The sequence below is a fragment of the Paraburkholderia caribensis genome, from assembly GCF_002902945.1.
Taxonomy (GTDB): domain Bacteria; phylum Pseudomonadota; class Gammaproteobacteria; order Burkholderiales; family Burkholderiaceae; genus Paraburkholderia; species Paraburkholderia caribensis.
In genome coordinates this window covers 3,622,994-3,639,539 of the sequence record NZ_CP026101.1, presented here as the reverse complement: position 1 = coordinate 3,639,539, position 16,546 = coordinate 3,622,994, and the positions used below count along the sequence as shown (strand labels likewise).

At 60.8% G+C, this 16,546-nt stretch carries 16 protein-coding genes; 11 read left to right on the top strand and 5 right to left on the bottom strand.

Features of this window, described 5'->3' with window-relative positions:
- Positions 1-12: 12 nt before the first annotated feature.
- Positions 13-699 (bottom strand): response regulator transcription factor, encoded by a 687-nt coding sequence (locus tag C2L66_RS16215; RefSeq protein WP_007581727.1) that lies wholly within the window; start codon positions 697-699, stop codon positions 13-15.
- Between the two features lie 115 nt (positions 700-814).
- On the opposite strand from C2L66_RS16215, the gene C2L66_RS16210 reads away from it, so the two are divergent.
- Complete coding sequence (locus tag C2L66_RS16210; RefSeq protein ID WP_035987359.1) at positions 815-1,045, top strand: DUF3717 domain-containing protein; 231 nt, start codon at positions 815-817, stop codon at positions 1,043-1,045.
- A 108-nt stretch (positions 1,046-1,153) separates the two neighbouring features.
- Here the strand turns inward: C2L66_RS16210 and C2L66_RS16205 are convergent, their stop codons facing one another.
- Complete coding sequence (locus C2L66_RS16205; protein ID WP_060599486.1) at positions 1,154-1,450, bottom strand: 4a-hydroxytetrahydrobiopterin dehydratase; 297 nt, start codon at positions 1,448-1,450, stop codon at positions 1,154-1,156.
- 107 nt (positions 1,451-1,557) lie between these two features.
- On the bottom strand, positions 1,558-2,448 hold the full coding sequence (gene phhA / locus C2L66_RS16200; protein ID WP_060599487.1) for a phenylalanine 4-monooxygenase: 891 nt from the start codon (positions 2,446-2,448) through the stop codon (positions 1,558-1,560).
- A gap of 151 nt (positions 2,449-2,599) precedes the next feature.
- On the opposite strand from phhA, the gene C2L66_RS16195 reads away from it, so the two are divergent.
- Entirely contained in the window at positions 2,600-3,091 is a 492-nt protein-coding gene (locus C2L66_RS16195) for an Lrp/AsnC family transcriptional regulator (RefSeq protein ID WP_035987364.1), read from the top strand.
- A gap of 19 nt (positions 3,092-3,110) precedes the next feature.
- Here C2L66_RS16195 and C2L66_RS16190 read toward each other — a convergent pair whose 3' ends face one another.
- Positions 3,111-3,641, bottom strand: a complete 531-nt coding sequence (locus tag C2L66_RS16190; RefSeq protein ID WP_007581718.1) for a class IV adenylate cyclase — start codon at positions 3,639-3,641, stop codon at positions 3,111-3,113.
- A 272-nt stretch (positions 3,642-3,913) separates the two neighbouring features.
- Positions 3,914-4,813, bottom strand: coding sequence for a LysR family transcriptional regulator (locus tag C2L66_RS16185; RefSeq protein WP_054929331.1), 900 nt, complete (start codon positions 4,811-4,813; stop codon positions 3,914-3,916).
- Positions 4,814-4,962: 149 nt separating this feature from the next.
- On the opposite strand from C2L66_RS16185, the gene C2L66_RS16180 reads away from it, so the two are divergent.
- From C2L66_RS16180 to C2L66_RS16140, 9 genes are all read left to right on the top strand, one after another.
- Complete coding sequence (locus C2L66_RS16180) at positions 4,963-6,480, top strand: CoA-acylating methylmalonate-semialdehyde dehydrogenase (protein WP_054929330.1); 1,518 nt, start codon at positions 4,963-4,965, stop codon at positions 6,478-6,480.
- Positions 6,481-6,609: 129 nt separating this feature from the next.
- Positions 6,610-8,334, top strand: a complete 1,725-nt coding sequence (locus tag C2L66_RS16175; protein ID WP_060599488.1) for a GMC family oxidoreductase — start codon at positions 6,610-6,612, stop codon at positions 8,332-8,334.
- A 244-nt stretch (positions 8,335-8,578) separates the two neighbouring features.
- On the top strand, positions 8,579-9,358 hold the full coding sequence (locus tag C2L66_RS16170; RefSeq protein WP_035987717.1) for an ABC transporter ATP-binding protein: 780 nt from the start codon (positions 8,579-8,581) through the stop codon (positions 9,356-9,358).
- The gene (locus C2L66_RS16165) at positions 9,355-10,110 is read left to right on the top strand and encodes an ABC transporter ATP-binding protein (RefSeq protein WP_035987372.1); all 756 of its coding nucleotides are present in this window, start codon (positions 9,355-9,357) and stop codon (positions 10,108-10,110) included. The genes C2L66_RS16170 and C2L66_RS16165 overlap by 4 nt, the downstream gene beginning before the upstream one ends.
- A 107-nt stretch (positions 10,111-10,217) precedes the next feature.
- Positions 10,218-11,435, top strand: a complete 1,218-nt coding sequence (locus C2L66_RS16160; RefSeq protein ID WP_035987374.1) for an ABC transporter substrate-binding protein — start codon at positions 10,218-10,220, stop codon at positions 11,433-11,435.
- 93 nt (positions 11,436-11,528) lie between these two features.
- Positions 11,529-12,413: a branched-chain amino acid ABC transporter permease gene (locus C2L66_RS16155; RefSeq protein WP_060599489.1), complete on the top strand. Its 885-nt coding sequence runs from the start codon at positions 11,529-11,531 to the stop codon at positions 12,411-12,413.
- Positions 12,413-13,384 (top strand): branched-chain amino acid ABC transporter permease, encoded by a 972-nt coding sequence (locus tag C2L66_RS16150; protein WP_060602417.1) that lies wholly within the window; start codon positions 12,413-12,415, stop codon positions 13,382-13,384. Before C2L66_RS16155 ends, C2L66_RS16150 begins: the two co-directional genes overlap by 1 nt.
- Before the next feature lie 493 nt (positions 13,385-13,877).
- The gene (locus C2L66_RS16145) at positions 13,878-15,044 is read left to right on the top strand and encodes an ABC transporter substrate-binding protein (protein ID WP_035987378.1); all 1,167 of its coding nucleotides are present in this window, start codon (positions 13,878-13,880) and stop codon (positions 15,042-15,044) included.
- Between the two features lie 264 nt (positions 15,045-15,308).
- Positions 15,309-16,469 carry an ABC transporter substrate-binding protein gene (locus tag C2L66_RS16140; RefSeq protein WP_060599490.1) on the top strand — a complete coding sequence of 387 codons (1,161 nt, stop codon included), beginning with the start codon at positions 15,309-15,311 and terminating at the stop codon, positions 16,467-16,469.
- Positions 16,470-16,546: the final 77 nt, after the last annotated feature.

Sequence of the window (16,546 nt, the reverse complement as noted above, 5' to 3'; positions counted from 1 at the left end):
TCTTGACGACCATTATGACGCCTGGCGGATTTCCTGGAGCAGATAGCCGAAACCGCGCACCGTGACGATTTCGACGCGGCAGTTTTCGAGCTTTTTGCGCACGCGGTGCACATAGACTTCGATCGCGGTGTCGCCGAGATCGCCGCCGAAGTGAGTCAGGTGATCCTGCAGTTGCGCCTTGCTGACCACGCGGCCGTGGCGCAGCAACAGCATTTCGAGCACGGCGAATTCGCGCGGCGACAGTTCGAGCGGCTTGTCGTCGTTGAAGATGCGGCGATCCACACCCGACAGACGCACGCCACCGAGCGACACTTCCGGACGCGGCATGTCGCCGTGCGGTCCGCTGCGGCGCATCACGGCGCGAATGCGCGCTTCCAGTTCGGCGGGCTCGAACGGCTTCAGCATGTAGTCGTCGGCGCCGGAATTGAGGCCTTGCACGCGATCATTCAATTCGTCGCGCGCGGTCAGGACGATCACGGGCGTATGACGGTTGCTTTGACGGAAACGCGACAGCAGCGTCATGCCGTCGATGCCGGGCAATCCCAGATCGAGGATCACGAGTTCGTGGCGGTTTTGGGTGAGGGCCTGTTCGGCGAAGATGCCGTCGTGGACCATGTCGACCGTGAAGCCGGCTTGTTCGAGACTGCTTTGGATGCCGCGCGCGATAGGGCGGTCGTCTTCGATCAGAAGGAGTCGCATGGGTTTCGCTCAAGTACAATGGGTTGGGCAAGGGGCACGCGGTTCGCCGGGGCGCCTGCTGCACAGAATGCCGTGCGGCGTGCCGTCGATGCGGCCTTCAACAGATCTGCCAGCCATGTCCGATATTACGATCCACGAACTGGAAGCCGCGATCAATTTCTGGCGTTCCCGCTCGCCTTCGAGCGGTGACGAACTCGTTCTGTGCAAGGAGGCAAGCGCGCTCTCCAAGCCGTATGCGCTGATGATTGTACAGCGACAGACCGTGCTGCCGCAGGAAGGAATGGACGAGATTGCCCGCGCCGCGTGGGATTCTTACGTGTCCCTTAAGAATGGCCTAAAGAAGTGAAGGTTTGGTGGCCTGATTACCTGCAAAACGCTTTCATTGCGGGCTTTCTTCAGGGTTTTGGAGCGTGGCCGGCTTTCGTCCGATCAACTGCATGGGTCGCCGCTTGCGTCACTTTCCCGCCGCAATTTCATCAATGAAACGCGCAAGGCGAATGTCGCGCTCGGTGATTCCGTTTGCTTCGTGCGTCGATAGCGTGATCTCGACGTTGCTATAGACGTTGAACCATTCCGGATGATGGTCCATCTCCTGGGCCTTGATCGCGACGCGTGTCATGAAGCCGAACGCTTCGTTGAAGTCGGCGAACCTGAGCTGCCGTTTGATCGCATCGCGGCCTTCGACGCTTTGCCAGCCATCGAGTTGAGCGATCTGCGTTGCGCGTTGTTCAGAAGAGAGTTTCTGGATCATCGTGTCACCTTTTGAAGCTGTGCGGGGCTGTGCCGATGCCGTGTACATCGACGCATACGCACTCGTCCTATTTTTTCACGGTTGAAGGGTTGCTGCAGAGCGCTACGTCAGATGTCGCCGTCCGTTGCCCAGCCTTCGCCCGTGCCGCGTGTGATGACGGCGTCGGCGGCACGCACTTCGCCTGCGGGGAACGGGGCGGCATGCGCGAGCTTTGCCAGCAGCGGCGCGAAGTCGGTACGCGCGACGTCGAACAGTTGCGAGAAATCGTCGATCACGAAGTAGGTCTTTTGAAACGTGTCGATCCGGTACTGCGTCTGCATCACGCGTTCGAGATCGAATGCGATGCGATTGGGTGCGTCGCTTTGCTGGCTGTAGAGCGTCTCGCCTTTGCTCGACACGATTCCTGCACCGTAGATTTTTACGCCGTTTGGACTCGCGTCGTCGCGGATCAGGCCGAACTCGACTGTGTACCAATACAGGCGCGCGAGCAGCGGCAGCGCGTTCGCGTCGTTCGCGGCAAGGGCCGCGCGGCCGTACGCGTGCATGTAGTCGGCGAACACCGGGTTGATCAGCAGCGGCACATGCCCGTACAGATCGTGGAAGCAGTCGGGCTCCTGCAGGTAGTCGAGCTGATCCGGACGGCGCATCCACCATGTCACGGGAAAGCGGCGGTTCGCCAGATGCTCGAAAAATACCTGATCCGGCACGAGACCCGGCACGGCGACGATCCGCCAGCCCGTCGCAGGGATCAGTTGTTCGTTGATCGCGTCAAACGAAGGCACGCTTTCCGGCGACAGATTCAGCCGCTCGACGCCTTCCAGAAACTCGTCGCACACGCGCCCCTTGAGCAGCGCCGTCTGCCGCGTATAGAGCTGTTTCCACACCGCGTGATCGACCGCGCCGTAGCGATGCATCGGCTGGTCGATGGTGAAGTCTGCGCGGGTTTCGAGGCCGGCGTCGAATTGCTCCTTGAGCTTCGCGGTGTTCGGGACGGACATGACGGATGACTGGCTGGGCGCGCTCGCCCGATAAGTGGACACCGTGCAAGTCTAGAGCGGGCAACGCGCGGAAAGGGCGCATGTTTGCCGAATTGCACGGATGGAATGCGATAATCGTGCGTTGAATCGCCAATTGATGCGGAGGATTTACATGCTAGAACTCGATCACTTCGATCTGGCGCTGCTCGACGTCCTGCAGCGCTTCGGGCGCGCGACGCACCAGCAACTGGGCGAGCAGGTGCCGCTGTCGCCGTCGCAGATCGGGCGGCGCCTGCAGCGGCTGGAGTCGATTGGCGTGGTCGACGGCTATCGCGTCGTGCTGCGGCCCGAAAAGCTCGGGCTCGGCGTGACGGCCTTCACGAGCCTGAAACTGAAGCACCACGGCGATTCGATCATCGAGCAGTTCCAGCAGCAGATCGACGTGCTGCCCGAAGTGCTGGAGTGCCACGCGGTGGTCGGCGACGCAGATTACCTGCTGCGTATCGTGGCGCCGGATCTGAACGCGCTGTCGTCGTTCGTGATGAAGAAGCTGATGCGGGTGCCGGGCGTCGACAGCGTGCGCTCGTACATCGTGCTGACGACGTTCAAGCGCAACGGCCCATTGCCGCTCGGTCATCTGACGCCGGGCGCAGCCGCCGTCTGACCGCGCGGCACGTCTGAAATCAGGCGGCTTTCAACGGCTCCTGATTCAGCATGTCCACATAGGCGACGGCAACCAGGTCCGATTCCGGCACGCCCAGCTTCGAGAACACGGCGTGCGCTTCTTTTTCGCCGCCTTCTTCGTCGTCATCCTGCGCGAGCACGACTTCGAGCTCGACGAAATCGCCCAGACCGTCGACGCGGTCCAGGTGAATCCGCGTGCGCCCGACGATATACACATGGCGCTCCTTCGTGACGATGCCGCGCGTGGTGAGCGCGGTGGCGAGCAGGGAGTGCATCGCTTCGGGGTTCGTCACCGGGCTGCGCGTGTAGTACGACGCCTTCGGGCCGTCGCGGTCGTCGCGCTGATAGAAGATCAGTTCGGCGGGTGTGCCGTCGTCGAACTGGCGCAACTTCAGGCGGCCACGCGGCACGTCGTAGAAAAAGTCCTGCTGGCGAAAAATCAACGGAGCATCAGGCGAAAGCGCAGCGGCGCGCTCGCGAAGCTGCTCGAAGTGCTGCGCGCGGGCTTTGATTTCGATGTTGCGGGCCATGTGAAGCTCCTGTCGAAAGATGAACGTGGACGGCTTCTGACGACGACGGGTTCGCCCCGATTGCCTGAGTGCGCAAACCGGCCGGCAGAGACCAAAGCGATACGGAAAACAGCGGGGAAAAGCGGGCAAAGCGTCAATCTAGCAAAAAGCCCATGACGATGTGGTTAAAGGCCACGGCGCGGGAAGGTGCAAAGCCTCCGCTGTGTCATGAGGTCGGCTCATATCGCGCAACGCATCTTCTCGCGTTATGGCGCGCGCTCCGCGTGCGTCGCTTACGCCGACCACTGCTGTTCAATCAGCTTCAGCGCCACAGCGATCGCCGGCTCGTCCTTGTGCGCGGCGAGCGTGATGAATGTCAGCTCGGTCGGCACCGTGATGCCTTCGACGATCGTCAGCGCGTGCGCGTGCGCTTCAGCGAGCGCGGTCGAATCTCGCGCGAGCGTGAGGCCGACGCCCGATTTGACGAGATCGAGCATCGACGGTTCCTGATCCACTTCTGCGACCTTGACGGGCTTGACCCCGGCATCTGCGAAGCGGCGCGTCAGCAGCCGGTTGTGCGCGGACGCGGGCGGCGTCCAGATCCACGGAAACGAAGCGAGCGCGCGCCAGTCGCGTGCGCCTTTCATGCGGTCTTTCCAGCCGGGCGGCGCCAGCACGCGGTATTGAAAGTGCGTCAGGGTGACAGCGTGAAAGATCGCGCTGTCGCGCGGTTCGTCGTCGTCCGGCTGGCCGATGTAGTAACCGACGTCGAGTTCGCCCGCACGCACCTGGTCGCGCACCCAGCCGGACATGCCGTGCCGCAATTGCGTTTCGATGTGCGGCCACGTCTCGACGAGCTGCTTCAGAAACCCGCCAAGCCGCAGAAACGCCGGATCGAGAATCGTGCCGATGCGCAGACGCCCGCGCACTTCCTGGCGCAGCGTGGCGGCCGCCCGTTCGACATCGCTGGCGGCCGCGAGGGCGCGCTCGGCGTGCGGCAACAGCGCCTGGCCGTCGCGCGTGAGCGCGAGGCCGTGCGACGTGCGGGTGAACAGCGTCACGCCGAGCGCGGTTTGCAGGTTCTTGATCTGCAGACTGACGGCGGGCTGGGTCAGATGCAATTGCGCGGCAGCGCGCGTCAGATTGCCTTCGCGCGCGACCGTCGCGAAGGCGCGGAGCAGGGTGAGGTCCATCTGCTGATATTAACGCGCCTTATATCGCATTTGAGCATTACTCATTGGATTTGCCGCGCGTTTGCCGATTACGCTTCAAATCATCATGCAAAGGCGTGCCGCATTGCGCTGCAGCATCGACCGTCAAAAAGCCCTACACAGGAGACACCATGAGCGAGACAGATCAAGGCAAGGTGCGCGCGCTGACGCACGTGATCAACGGCCGTCCTATCGATGGCACGAGCCAGCGCTTTGGCGACGTGTTCAATCCGGCAACAGGCGAGGTGTCGTCGCGCGTGCCGCTCGCGAGCGTGACCGAAGTCGACGCAGCCGTCGCTGCCGCAAAGGCCGCCTTTCCCGCGTGGAGCGAAACGGCGCCGATCAAGCGCGCACGCGTGCTGTTCAAGTTCAAGGAACTGCTGGACCGTCACCACGACGAACTCGCCGAACTGATCACGCGCGAACACGGCAAGGTGTTCTCGGATGCGAAGGGCGAAGTGATGCGCGGCATCGAGATCGTCGAATTCGCGTGCGGCATTCCGAATCTGTTGAAGACCGATTTCACCGATCAGATCGGCGGTGGCATCGATAACTGGAACCTGCGTCAGTCGTTGGGTGTGGTCGCGGGCATCACGCCGTTCAACTTCCCGATGATGGTCCCGTGCTGGATGTTCCCCGTTGCGATCGCATGCGGCAATACGTTCGTGTTGAAGCCGTCGGAACGCGATCCTTCGGCGTCGATCCGGCTTGCCGAATTGCTGAAGGAAGCGGGCTTGCCGGATGGTGTGTTCAATGTCGTGCACGGCGACAAGGTGGCTGTCGATGCATTGCTCGCGCATCCCGATGTCAGCGCGCTGTCGTTCGTCGGCTCGACGCCCATCGCCGAATACATCTACACGGAAGGCACGAAGCACGGCAAGCGGGTGCAGGCGCTGGGCGGCGCAAAGAATCACCTCGTCGTGATGCCGGATGCGGACCTCGATCAGGCCGTCGATGCCTTGATCGGCGCGGCGTATGGATCGGCGGGCGAGCGTTGCATGGCGATTTCCGTTGCGGTCGCAGTCGGTCATATCGCCGACGAATTGATCGACAGGCTCACGCCGCGCGTGAAGACGCTGAAGATCATGAACGGCATGGAAGGCGAAGCGGAAATGGGTCCGCTCGTGACGGCGGCGCATCGCGAGAAAGTGTCGGGGTATATCGACGCAGGTGTCGAGGCGGGTGCGAAGCTCGTGGTCGATGGACGCGGGCATAAGGTGCCGGGTCACGAGAAAGGCTTCTTCCTCGGCGGCACATTGTTCGACGATGTGAAGACCGACATGAAGATCTATCGCGAAGAGATTTTCGGCCCCGTGTTGTGCGTGGTGCGCGTGCCCGATTTTGCTTCGGCTGTCGAACTCATCAACAAGAACGAGTTTGCCAACGGCGTGTCGCTGTTCACGTCGGATGGCGGTGTTGCGCGCGCGTTCTCGCGTCAAATTCAGATCGGCATGGTCGGCATCAATGTGCCGATTCCTGTACCGATGGCATGGCACTCGTTCGGCGGCTGGAAGCGGTCGCTGTTTGGCGATCACCACGCGTATGGGGAAGAAGGCGTGCGTTTCTATACGCGCTACAAGAGCATCATGCAGCGCTGGCCGGACAGCATTGCGAAGGGCGCCGAGTTCACGATGCCCGTTGCGAAGTAACACGAATCAGCAGCTTGGAATGGCCGCGGCATTGTGCTTTCAATAGCGCAGTGCCGTGCGCATCGCGCGTGTGGTGTTGATAAACAAAAAACAGTAGCGGCACGAACGCTCAAAGCGCAAACAGATGCCATGCAAGGTGGCCATGCGAAGGAGACAAGGGTGAGCACGACAGCAAGAAAACTCGAAGGCGAATTCGACTACATCGTGGTCGGTGCGGGCACGGCGGGCTGTGTGCTTGCGAATCGCCTGACCGAAGATCCCGACGTCACCGTGTTGCTGCTCGAAGCAGGCGGCAAGGATGATTACCACTGGATTCACGTGCCCGTCGGCTACCTCTATTGCATCGGCAATCCGCGCACCGATTGGCTCTATAAAACGCAGGCGGAACCCGGCCTCAACGGACGTGCGTTGTCGTATCCGCGAGGCCGCGTATTGGGCGGCTGCTCGTCGATCAACGGCATGATCTATATGCGCGGGCAGCGCGAAGACTACGACGAATGGGCGCGTGTGACGGGCGATTCGTCGTGGTCGTGGGATGCCGTGCTGCCTGTCTTCAAACGCAGCGAAGATCATCATGGCGGCGCAAACGAATTCCACGGCGCGGGCGGTCAATGGCGTGTGGAAAAGCAGCGCCTCAAATGGAAGATTCTTGAGAAGTTCTCCGAAGCCGCGCAAGAAACCGGTATTCCCGCCACAGACGATTTCAATCGCGGCGACAACACGGGCGTCGGCTATTTCGACGTGAACCAGAAGCGCGGCATTCGCTGGAATGCATCGAAGGCTTTTTTGCGGCCAGCGATGCAGCGGCCGAATCTCACCGTCATCACGGGCGCGCACACACAGCGCGTCGTATTCGAAGGCAAGCGCTGCGCCGGTGTCGAATATCGTGGCGGCGATGTCGAGTACATCGCGAAGGCGCGCATCGAAGTCATCATGAGTTCAGGCGCAGTGAACTCGCCGCAACTGCTCGAACTGTCGGGCATCGGCAATGGCGCGCGTCTGCAGAATCTCGGCATCGAGGTCGTGAACGATCTGCGTGGCGTAGGCGAAAATCTTCAGGACCATTTGCAATTGCGCATGGCGTATAAGGTGCATGGCGTGCGCACATTGAATACGGCCTCCGCGCACTGGTGGGGCAAGATGATGATCGGGCTGCAGTACCTGCTGATGCAAAGCGGGCCGATGTCGATGTCGCCGTCGCAACTAGGCGCATTTGCGAAGTCCGATGTGAACGACATATCTTTGACGCGTTCCGATCTCGAGTATCACGTGCAGCCGCTTTCACTCGACAAGTTCGGTGATCCCTTGCATCGCTTCAACGCGTTCACGGCGTCGGTGTGTCATTTGCGTCCGACTTCGCGTGGCAGCGTGCACATCGAATCGCGCGACCCGCACGTGGCGCCCCTGATTGCGCCGAACTATCTGTCCACCGATTACGACCGTCACGTCGCTGCGAATGCGCTGCGTCTCACGCGCCGCATTGCAGCCGCGCCTGCCTTGAAACCCTATCGGCCCGAAGAAATCTTGCCCGGCATCCAGTTTCAGACCGAGGAAGAATTGCAGATCGCGGCGGGGCAAGTCGGTACAACTATTTTCCATCCCGTCGGCACATGCCGGATGGGCACATCGAATGATCCCGGCGCTGTCGTCGATAGCCGCTTGCGCGTGATCGGTGTCGAAGGGTTGCGCGTGGTCGACGCGTCCGTGATGCCCACCATCACCTCAGGCAACACGAACTCGCCGACACTGATGATCGCGGAACGTGCGAGCGACATGATTCGCGCCGACCGCCGTGCGCGAAGAGACAGTCAAACCATCGAAACCCACACCGCGTCGCCGATGTCCGTTGCATGACACGCAACGTTTAACGTTTTGCGTGGTGAAGGTCGCATTAAACACTAAGTGCAAATCCCAATGATTGCGCTGCATCATTGGCGCGACAATGGCATCCATGCTGCGTGGTGCGGCATGGATTACCGTCCGCATTGGTGCACCACGCCACGATTGGCACGGGGGTGTCATCGCCAATAACAGTCGCGCCGTTTCAGCGCGGAATAAAACGCGGTAATGCTTCGCCTTACTTCGCATGGAAGGGAACATGATTCTCGGCGATACGATACTCGAAACGCGCGGGCTCACTCGTGAGTTCAAGGGTTTTACCGCAGTCAACGGTGTGAACCTGCGCGTGAAGCGCGGTTCGATCCATGCGCTCATCGGCCCGAACGGCGCAGGCAAGACCACCTGCTTCAATCTGCTCACCAAGTTTCTCGTGCCCACTGCGGGTCAGATCGTCTTTGACGGCATCGACATCACGGGCGAACGTCCTGCGCAGGTCGCGCGTCGCGGCATCATCCGCTCGTTTCAGATTTCCGCTGTATTTCCGCATCTGACGGCATTGCAGAACGTTCGCGTGGGTCTTCAACGTCAGCTCGGCTCGGCGTTTCATTTCTGGAGAAGCGAGCGCACATTGCGTCAACTCGACGACCGGGCGATCGATCTGCTCACGCAAGTGGGCTTGACCGATTTCGCCGACGTACCCGCCGTTGAACTCTCATATGGCCGCAAGCGCGCGCTCGAAATCGCCACGACGCTCGGCATGGAACCCGAACTGATGCTGCTCGACGAACCGACGCAAGGCATGGGACATGAAGACGTTGACCGCGTGACGGCGCTGATCAAAAAAGTATCGGCGGGTCGCACGATCCTGATGGTCGAACACAACATGAATGTGATAGCCGGCATCTCCGACACGATTACCGTCCTGCAACGCGGCGAGGTGCTCGCCGAAGGCACGTACGCGGAAGTCTCGAAGAACCCGCTGGTCATGCAGGCCTATATGGGCAGTGCGGACGCGGCGCTTGCCGGAGCGCATGCATGAGCACAGTGAGCGAACAGGAAGACGCATCGGTCAGTGTGGTGAGCGGCGAGCCCGCGCTGGAAATAGCGGGGCTGCAGGCATGGTACGGCGAATCGCACATCCTGCATGGCGTCGATCTGACCGTCAGCCGCGGTGAGGTCGTCACGCTGCTCGGCCGCAATGGCGCGGGCCGCACCACGACGCTGCGCGCGATCATGGGCCTGACGGGACGACGCACGGGTTCGATCCGCGTCGGTGGACGCGAGACCATTTCGATGGCGACGCATCGGATCGCGCATTGCGGCGTCGGTTATTGCCCCGAAGAGCGCGGCATCTTTTCGAGCCTGTCGTGCGAAGAAAATCTGATGCTGCCGCCGCCCGTCGGCGACAAGTCGTTGATGATGTCCATCGACGAGATCTACCAGATGTTTCCCAATCTCCAGGAACGGCGCATGAGCCAGGGGACGCGTCTATCGGGCGGCGAGCAACAGATGCTGGCCGTCGCGCGCATCCTGCGCACGGGCGCGAACCTCTTACTGCTCGATGAAATTTCCGAAGGCCTTGCCCCCGTGATCGTGCAGGCGCTCGCGCGCATGATCGTGACGCTGAAGGCGCGCGGCTACACCATCGTGATGGTCGAACAGAACTTCCGCTTCGCCGCGCCGCTCGCCGATCGTTTCTATGTGATGGAGCATGGACGCATCGTCGAGCATTTCGGTGCAAAGGAACTCGAAAGCAAAATGCCGGTGCTGCACGATTTGCTCGGCGTCTAAGTGGGGTGGACGCATCCCGACCAGAAATCGGGGTCGTCATGGGAACTGCGACGCACGACACACCCAGATGCCTCTGATAACCACAAGCATGGAAACAGGAGACACGCATGAAACTGAAGAACTTCGCCAGATTGTCAGCAGTCTGCTTTGCGGCCGCTGCGGGCACGATGTTCGCTGCGGGCAGCGCACAGGCTGCCGATGGCGCGACCGTCAAGATTGGCTACATCACTGATCTGTCCGGTCTGTATGCGGATATCGATGGCCAGGGTGGCCTCGAAGCGATCCGCATGGCGATTGCCGATTTCGGCGGCAAGGTCAATGGCAAGCCGGTCGAACTGGTCTACGCCGATCACCAGAACAAGGCGGACATTGCTGCTTCGCGGGCGCGTGAATGGATCGACCGCGACGGCGTCAACGTGATCATCGGCGGCACGAACTCGGCCACTGCGTTGTCGACCAATCAGGTTGCGGGCGAAAAGAAGGTGCCGTACATCAACATCGGCGCGGGCGCGGACAACCTCACCAACGAGCAATGCACGCCGTACACGGTGCACTACGCGTACGACACGATGGCGCTCGCAAAAGGCACGGGCTCGGCCGTCACGAAGCAGGGCGGCAAGACCTGGTACTTTCTGACGGCGGATTACGCGTTCGGCAAGGCGCTCGAAAAGAACACGTCGGACGTGGTCAAGGCGAATGGCGGACAGGTGCTCGGCACGGTGCGTCATCCGTTGTCGGCATCGGACTTCTCGTCGTTCCTGTTGCAGGCTCAAGGATCGAAGGCGCAGGTGCTGGGTCTCGCGAATGCGGGCGGCGACACCATCAACGCGATCAAGGCCGCCAAGGAATTCGGCGTGACGAAGTCGATGAAGATCGCCGCGCTGCTGATCTTCCTGACCGACATCCACAGCCTCGGACTTGAAACGACGCAGGGCCTCGTCGCCACCGATAGCTGGTATTGGAACAAGGACGCCAATACCCGCAAGTGGGCGCAGCGCTACTTCGACAAGATGAAGAAGATGCCGACCAGTTTGCAGGCAGCGGACTATTCGGCCGTCACCACGTATCTGAAGGCCGTGCAGGCAGCTGGCACGACCGACAGTGACAAGGTGATGGATCAGCTGCACAAGGCGAAGATCGACGATTTCTACGCGAAGGGCTACATCCGTCAGGACGGCAGCATGATCCACGACATGTACCTGATGGAAGTGAAGAAGCCGTCGGAATCGAAAGAGCCGTGGGATTACTACAAGATCACCGCGACGATTCCTGGCGATCAGGCATTCGGAACGAAAGCGGAGACGCGCTGCGCGCTCTGGAAGTAAGCGGTTCGCAGCGGGGAATGTAACGGGCGGCGCAGCGCCGCCCGTTGTGTCTCGTGAGTGAACTGCGTCGATATTATTCTGACGGCGGATTCAATGGATATCTTTGGCATTCCGCTACCGGCGATGCTCAGCCAGTTGCTGCTCGGTCTCGTGAACGGTTCGTTCTACGCGATCCTGAGTCTGGGGCTGGCGGTGATCTTCGGTCTGCTCAACGTGATCAACTTCGCGCACGGCGCGTTGTTCATGCTGGGCGCGATGCTCACATGGATGGGCCTGTCGTATTTCAGTCTGCCGTACTGGGTGATGCTGGTGCTCGCGCCCGTGCTCGTCGGGCTGTTCGGCATCGTGATCGAACGCTCGATGCTGCGCTGGCTGTACAAGCTCGATCACCTCTATGGCCTGTTGCTCACGTTCGGGCTCACGCTCGTCGTCGAAGGCGTGTTCCATTCGATCTACGGTTCGTCAGGGCAGCCGTACGACGTGCCGTCGGCGCTTGCAGGCGCAACCAATCTTGGCTTCATGTTCCTGCCGAACTATCGCGCGTGGGTGGTCGTCGCGTCGCTGATGGTGTGCTTCGCGACGTGGTTCGTGATCGAGAAGACGCGTCTTGGCGCGTATTTGCGCGCGGGCACGGAGAACCCGAAGCTCGTCGAGGCATTCGGCGTGAACGTACCGATGATGGTCACGCTCACGTACGGCTTCGGCGTCGCGCTGGCCGCGTTTGCCGGCGTGCTCGCGGCACCCGTGATCCAGGTCTCGCCGCTGATGGGCCAGCCGATGATCATCACGGTGTTCGCGGTCGTGGTGATCGGCGGCATGGGCTCGATCATGGGTTCGATTCTCACGGGCCTTTTGCTGGGCGTGATCGAAGGGTTCACACGTGTGTTCTATCCGGAAGCGTCGGCGACCGTGGTCTTCGTGATCATGGCGCTCGTATTGCTGGTGCGTCCGGCAGGTCTCTTCGGCAAGGAAAAATGATGCAGAGAAAAGCGCTCTACGTTCTGCTGCTGATCGGGCTCATCGTTGCACCGTTTGTCGGCGCGTATCCCGTGTTCGTGATGAAGGTGTTGTGCTTTGCGCTGTTCGCGGCCGCATTCAATCTGCTGATTGGCTATACGGGCCTGCTGTCGTTCGGACACGCGATGTTTCTCGCATCGGCGGGCTACGTCACCGGTTACGCGATCCAGACGCTCGGCATGTCGCCTGAACTCGGCGTCATAGCGGGCGTGGCGGCGGCGACGCTGCTGGGCTTTGTCGTCGGTCTGTTCGCCATCCGCCGGCAGGGCATCTACTTCGCCATGGTGACGCTCGCGCTCGCGCAGATGGTCTACTTCGTGTTCCTGCAGGCGCCGTTCACGCACGGCGAAGATGGCCTGCAAGGCGTGCCGCGCGGCAAACTGTTCGGCGCGTTGAGCCTGTCTTCCGATCTGACGCTGTACTTCGTCGTGCTGGCCGTGATGGTGCTCGCGTTCCTGCTGATTGTGCGGATCGTCCATTCGCCGTTCGGGCAGGTGCTGATCGCGATCAAGGAGAACGAGCCCCGCGCGATCTCGCTCGGCTATGATACGAACCGCTTCAAGCTGCTGGCGTTCATTCTGTCGGCGGGGCTGGCAGGTCTTGCCGGCTCGCTCAAGGTGCTGGTGCTGGGCTTTGAAACGCTCGGCGACGCCTACTGGACGATGTCGGGCCTCGTCGTACTGATGACGCTGGTGGGCGGCATGGGCACGCTGTTCGGGCCGTTGCTCGGCGCCGCGTTGATCGTCGCGCTCGAGGACCGGCTTGGCGATATCGGCAGTGGGCTGGCGTCGGTGACGGGTGTTGAGTGGTTCCGATCACTCGGCGAGTCGGCGACGATCGTCACGGGCCTTATTTTCATCGCGTGCGTGCTGGCGTTCCGGCGCGGCATCGTCGGCGAGATCGTGCAACGGGTCAAACCGTTGCGTGCCTGAACCGGGTAGAAATCAGTTTGCGATCCGAAATAACCGGTAGCCGCCGCGAAATGACGCGAACATGGAGCGAAACTACAAGAATGCGCCCCATTTCTGTGCGGCGCTGCACCACTAGGGTAAATGCTAGTTGCTCGTGAAGCGTCCCCCGTTTAATCTTCACACAGTTCTGATGCACCGAATTTTGCAGGTGGAGAACGAGGAGACATGAGGCGCATAAGTGCCCATACAAAAGCGCTGTTGGACGAAATCCAACAGCGCTTTTTACTTTTTCCGTTCAAAACTCATCTTCTTCAGCGCGCCTTCCTGGGCCGCACGGCATTGTAAATCTGGCGTTTTCTCTCACACTACGCCCGCCGCTTTTCCCCAAAGATTCAAAGCCTTCAAAGCGCTTGCCGCCTGCGGTATGGGTCCGCTACACTCGCCATTCGCCGACCATCGGGTCGGCCTTTGGGACATTCGAATCCATTCGAACATCGGGGCGTAGAGGAGCGGAATGAAGTCGGCATTGCGGTGGATCAGCGCGGCACTCGTCGCGGCAGGCGTGTGCGCAACCTATAGCGGCGCGGCATTCGCGGACGTGAAAATCGGCATGACGGTGTCGGCGACGGGGCCCGCAGCCTCGCTCGGCATTCCGGAGAAGAACACCAGCGCGCTTCTGCCGAAGGAAATCGCGGGCCAGAAGATCGACTACATCGTTCTCGACGATGCGACCGATTCGACGCAAGCCGTCAAGAACGCACGCAAGCTCACCAGTGAAGATCACGTCGACGCGCTGATCGGCTCGACCGTCGTGCCGAACTCGCTGGCCATGATCGACATCGCCAACGAAACGCAAACGCCGATGATCTCGATGGCCGCGGCGGCATCGATCGTCGAGCCGATGGACCCGAAGCGCTCGTGGGTCTTCAAGACGCCGCAGAACGACATCCTGATGGCGACAGCCATCGCGCAGCACATGTCGAACCACGGCGTGAAGTCGGTGGCATTCATCGGCTTCTCGGACGCCTACGGCGAGAGCTGGTTCAAGGAGTTCAGCAAGGCTGCCGATCTCAAGAAAATCAAGGTCGTCGCGAATGAACGTTTCGCGCGCAACGATGCGTCCGTGACGGGCCAGGTGCTCAAGATGATGTCGCAGAACCCGGATGCCGTGCTGATCGCCGGCGCGGGCACGCCTGCCGCATTGCCCGAAAAGACGCTGCGCGAACGCGGCTTCAAGGGCAAGTACTATCAGACGCACGGCGTCGCGAATAACGACTTCCTGCGCGTGTGCGGCAAGGATTGCGAAGGCACGTATCTGCCCGCTGGTCCGCTGCTCGTCGCCGATCAACTGCCCGATTCGAATCCTGTGAAGAAGGCTTCCCTCGCGTACAAGCGCGCGTATGAAGGCGCCAACGGCGCGGGCTCGATCTCGACGTTCGGCGGTCACGCGTGGGACGCGGGCCTGCTTCTGCAGCACGCCATTCCCATCGCGTTGAAGAAGGGCCAGCCCGGTACGCCGCAATTCCGCGAAGCACTGCGCGCCGCGCTCGAAGACACGAAAGATCTGCCTGGCTCGCACGGCATCTTCAACATGAGCGCGAACGATCACGCGGGTCTCGATCAGCGTGCACGTGTGATGGTGCAAATCGTCGACGGCAAATGGAAGCTTGCTTCCGATTAAACGAGGCGAATTAACGAATTCCAATTCACAAAAAAGACGCGAGCAGTTGACGCGTCTTTTTTATTGCACGCGAGATGTCTGAATAAAAAGCCGTGCAATGTGCAGGGGAGACGACTAAAGCGGTAGAGCCTGTGTTTGAGGTTTGACGCAATTGCAACGAGCAGGGAAAACCATGCTTGGCAGGCTTATACCCGATAACTAGATTCAGTTACCCGGTTCTCGAACCGGATTACAACACGCATTTAAAGCGTTTGGAGACAAGCAATGAAAACGACAAAACAATGGGTCCGTACCGCAATCGCGATGGCGATGGTGTGCGGCGCAAGTGCTGCGATGGCGCAGGTGAAGATTGGGGTCACGTTGTCTACGACGGGACCGGCGGCCTCGCTCGGCATTCCCGAGAAGAACACGATTGCGCTGCTGCCTAAGGAAATCGCCGGCAAGAGCGTGCAATACATCGTGCTCGACGATGCGTCGGATACGAGTCGCGCCGTGCAGAACACGCGCAAGCTGATCGACGAGGATCACGTCGATGCGATCATTGGTTCGACGGTCACGCCGAATTCGCTGGCGATGCTCGATCCCGTTTCGGAAGGGAAGACGCCGGTGATCTCACTCGCGGCATCAGCGGCCATCATTTCGCCGATGGACGCGAAGCGCGCGTGGGCATTCAAGACGCCGCAGAACGACGGTCTGATGGCCGATGCGATCGCCGAGTACATGGAGAAGCACGGCGTGAAGACGGTTGCGTTCATCGGCTTCGCGGACGCCTATGGCGAGAACTGGTACAACGTGTTCAGCAAGGCGGCGGAAGCGCATCATCTGAAGCTCGTCGCGAACGAGCGCTATAACCGCACCGATGCATCGGTGACGGGTCAGGTGCTGAAGCTCGCTGCATCGAATGCGGATGCGGTGCTGATCGCCGGCGCGGGCACGCCGTCCGCGTTACCGGCGAAGGCGCTCAAGGAGCGTGGCTACAAAGGCAAGATCTATCAGACGCACGGCGTTGCGAACAACGACTTCCTGCGGGTGTGCGGCAAGGACTGCGACGGCGAATTGCTGCCCGCAGGCCCGATTCTCGTCGCCGATCAGTTGCCCGATACGAACCCGGTGAAGAAGTCGTCGCTCGCGTACAAGAACGCGTACGAGAAGGCCTATGGCGTGGGCACGGTGGCGACCTTCGGCGGTCACGCGTGGGATGCAGGCCAGATGCTCCAGCGCGCGATTCCCGAAGCGCTGAAGAAAGGCCAGCCGGGCACGGAAGCTTTCCGCGTCGCGTTGCGTGAAGCGCTCGAGAACGTCAAGGACTTGCCACTCTCGCACGGCATCATGAACACGACACCCACTGACCACAACGGTCTCGACAAGCGCGCACGCGTGATCGTCGAAATCTCAGACGGCAAGTGGAAACTCCAAAACGACTAAGACGGTACGCGCCTCTCGCGCAAGGGCGTGGTGGCGAGCGCATGCGAATGCGCTTAAGCCACGCAGCACTTTCTGAT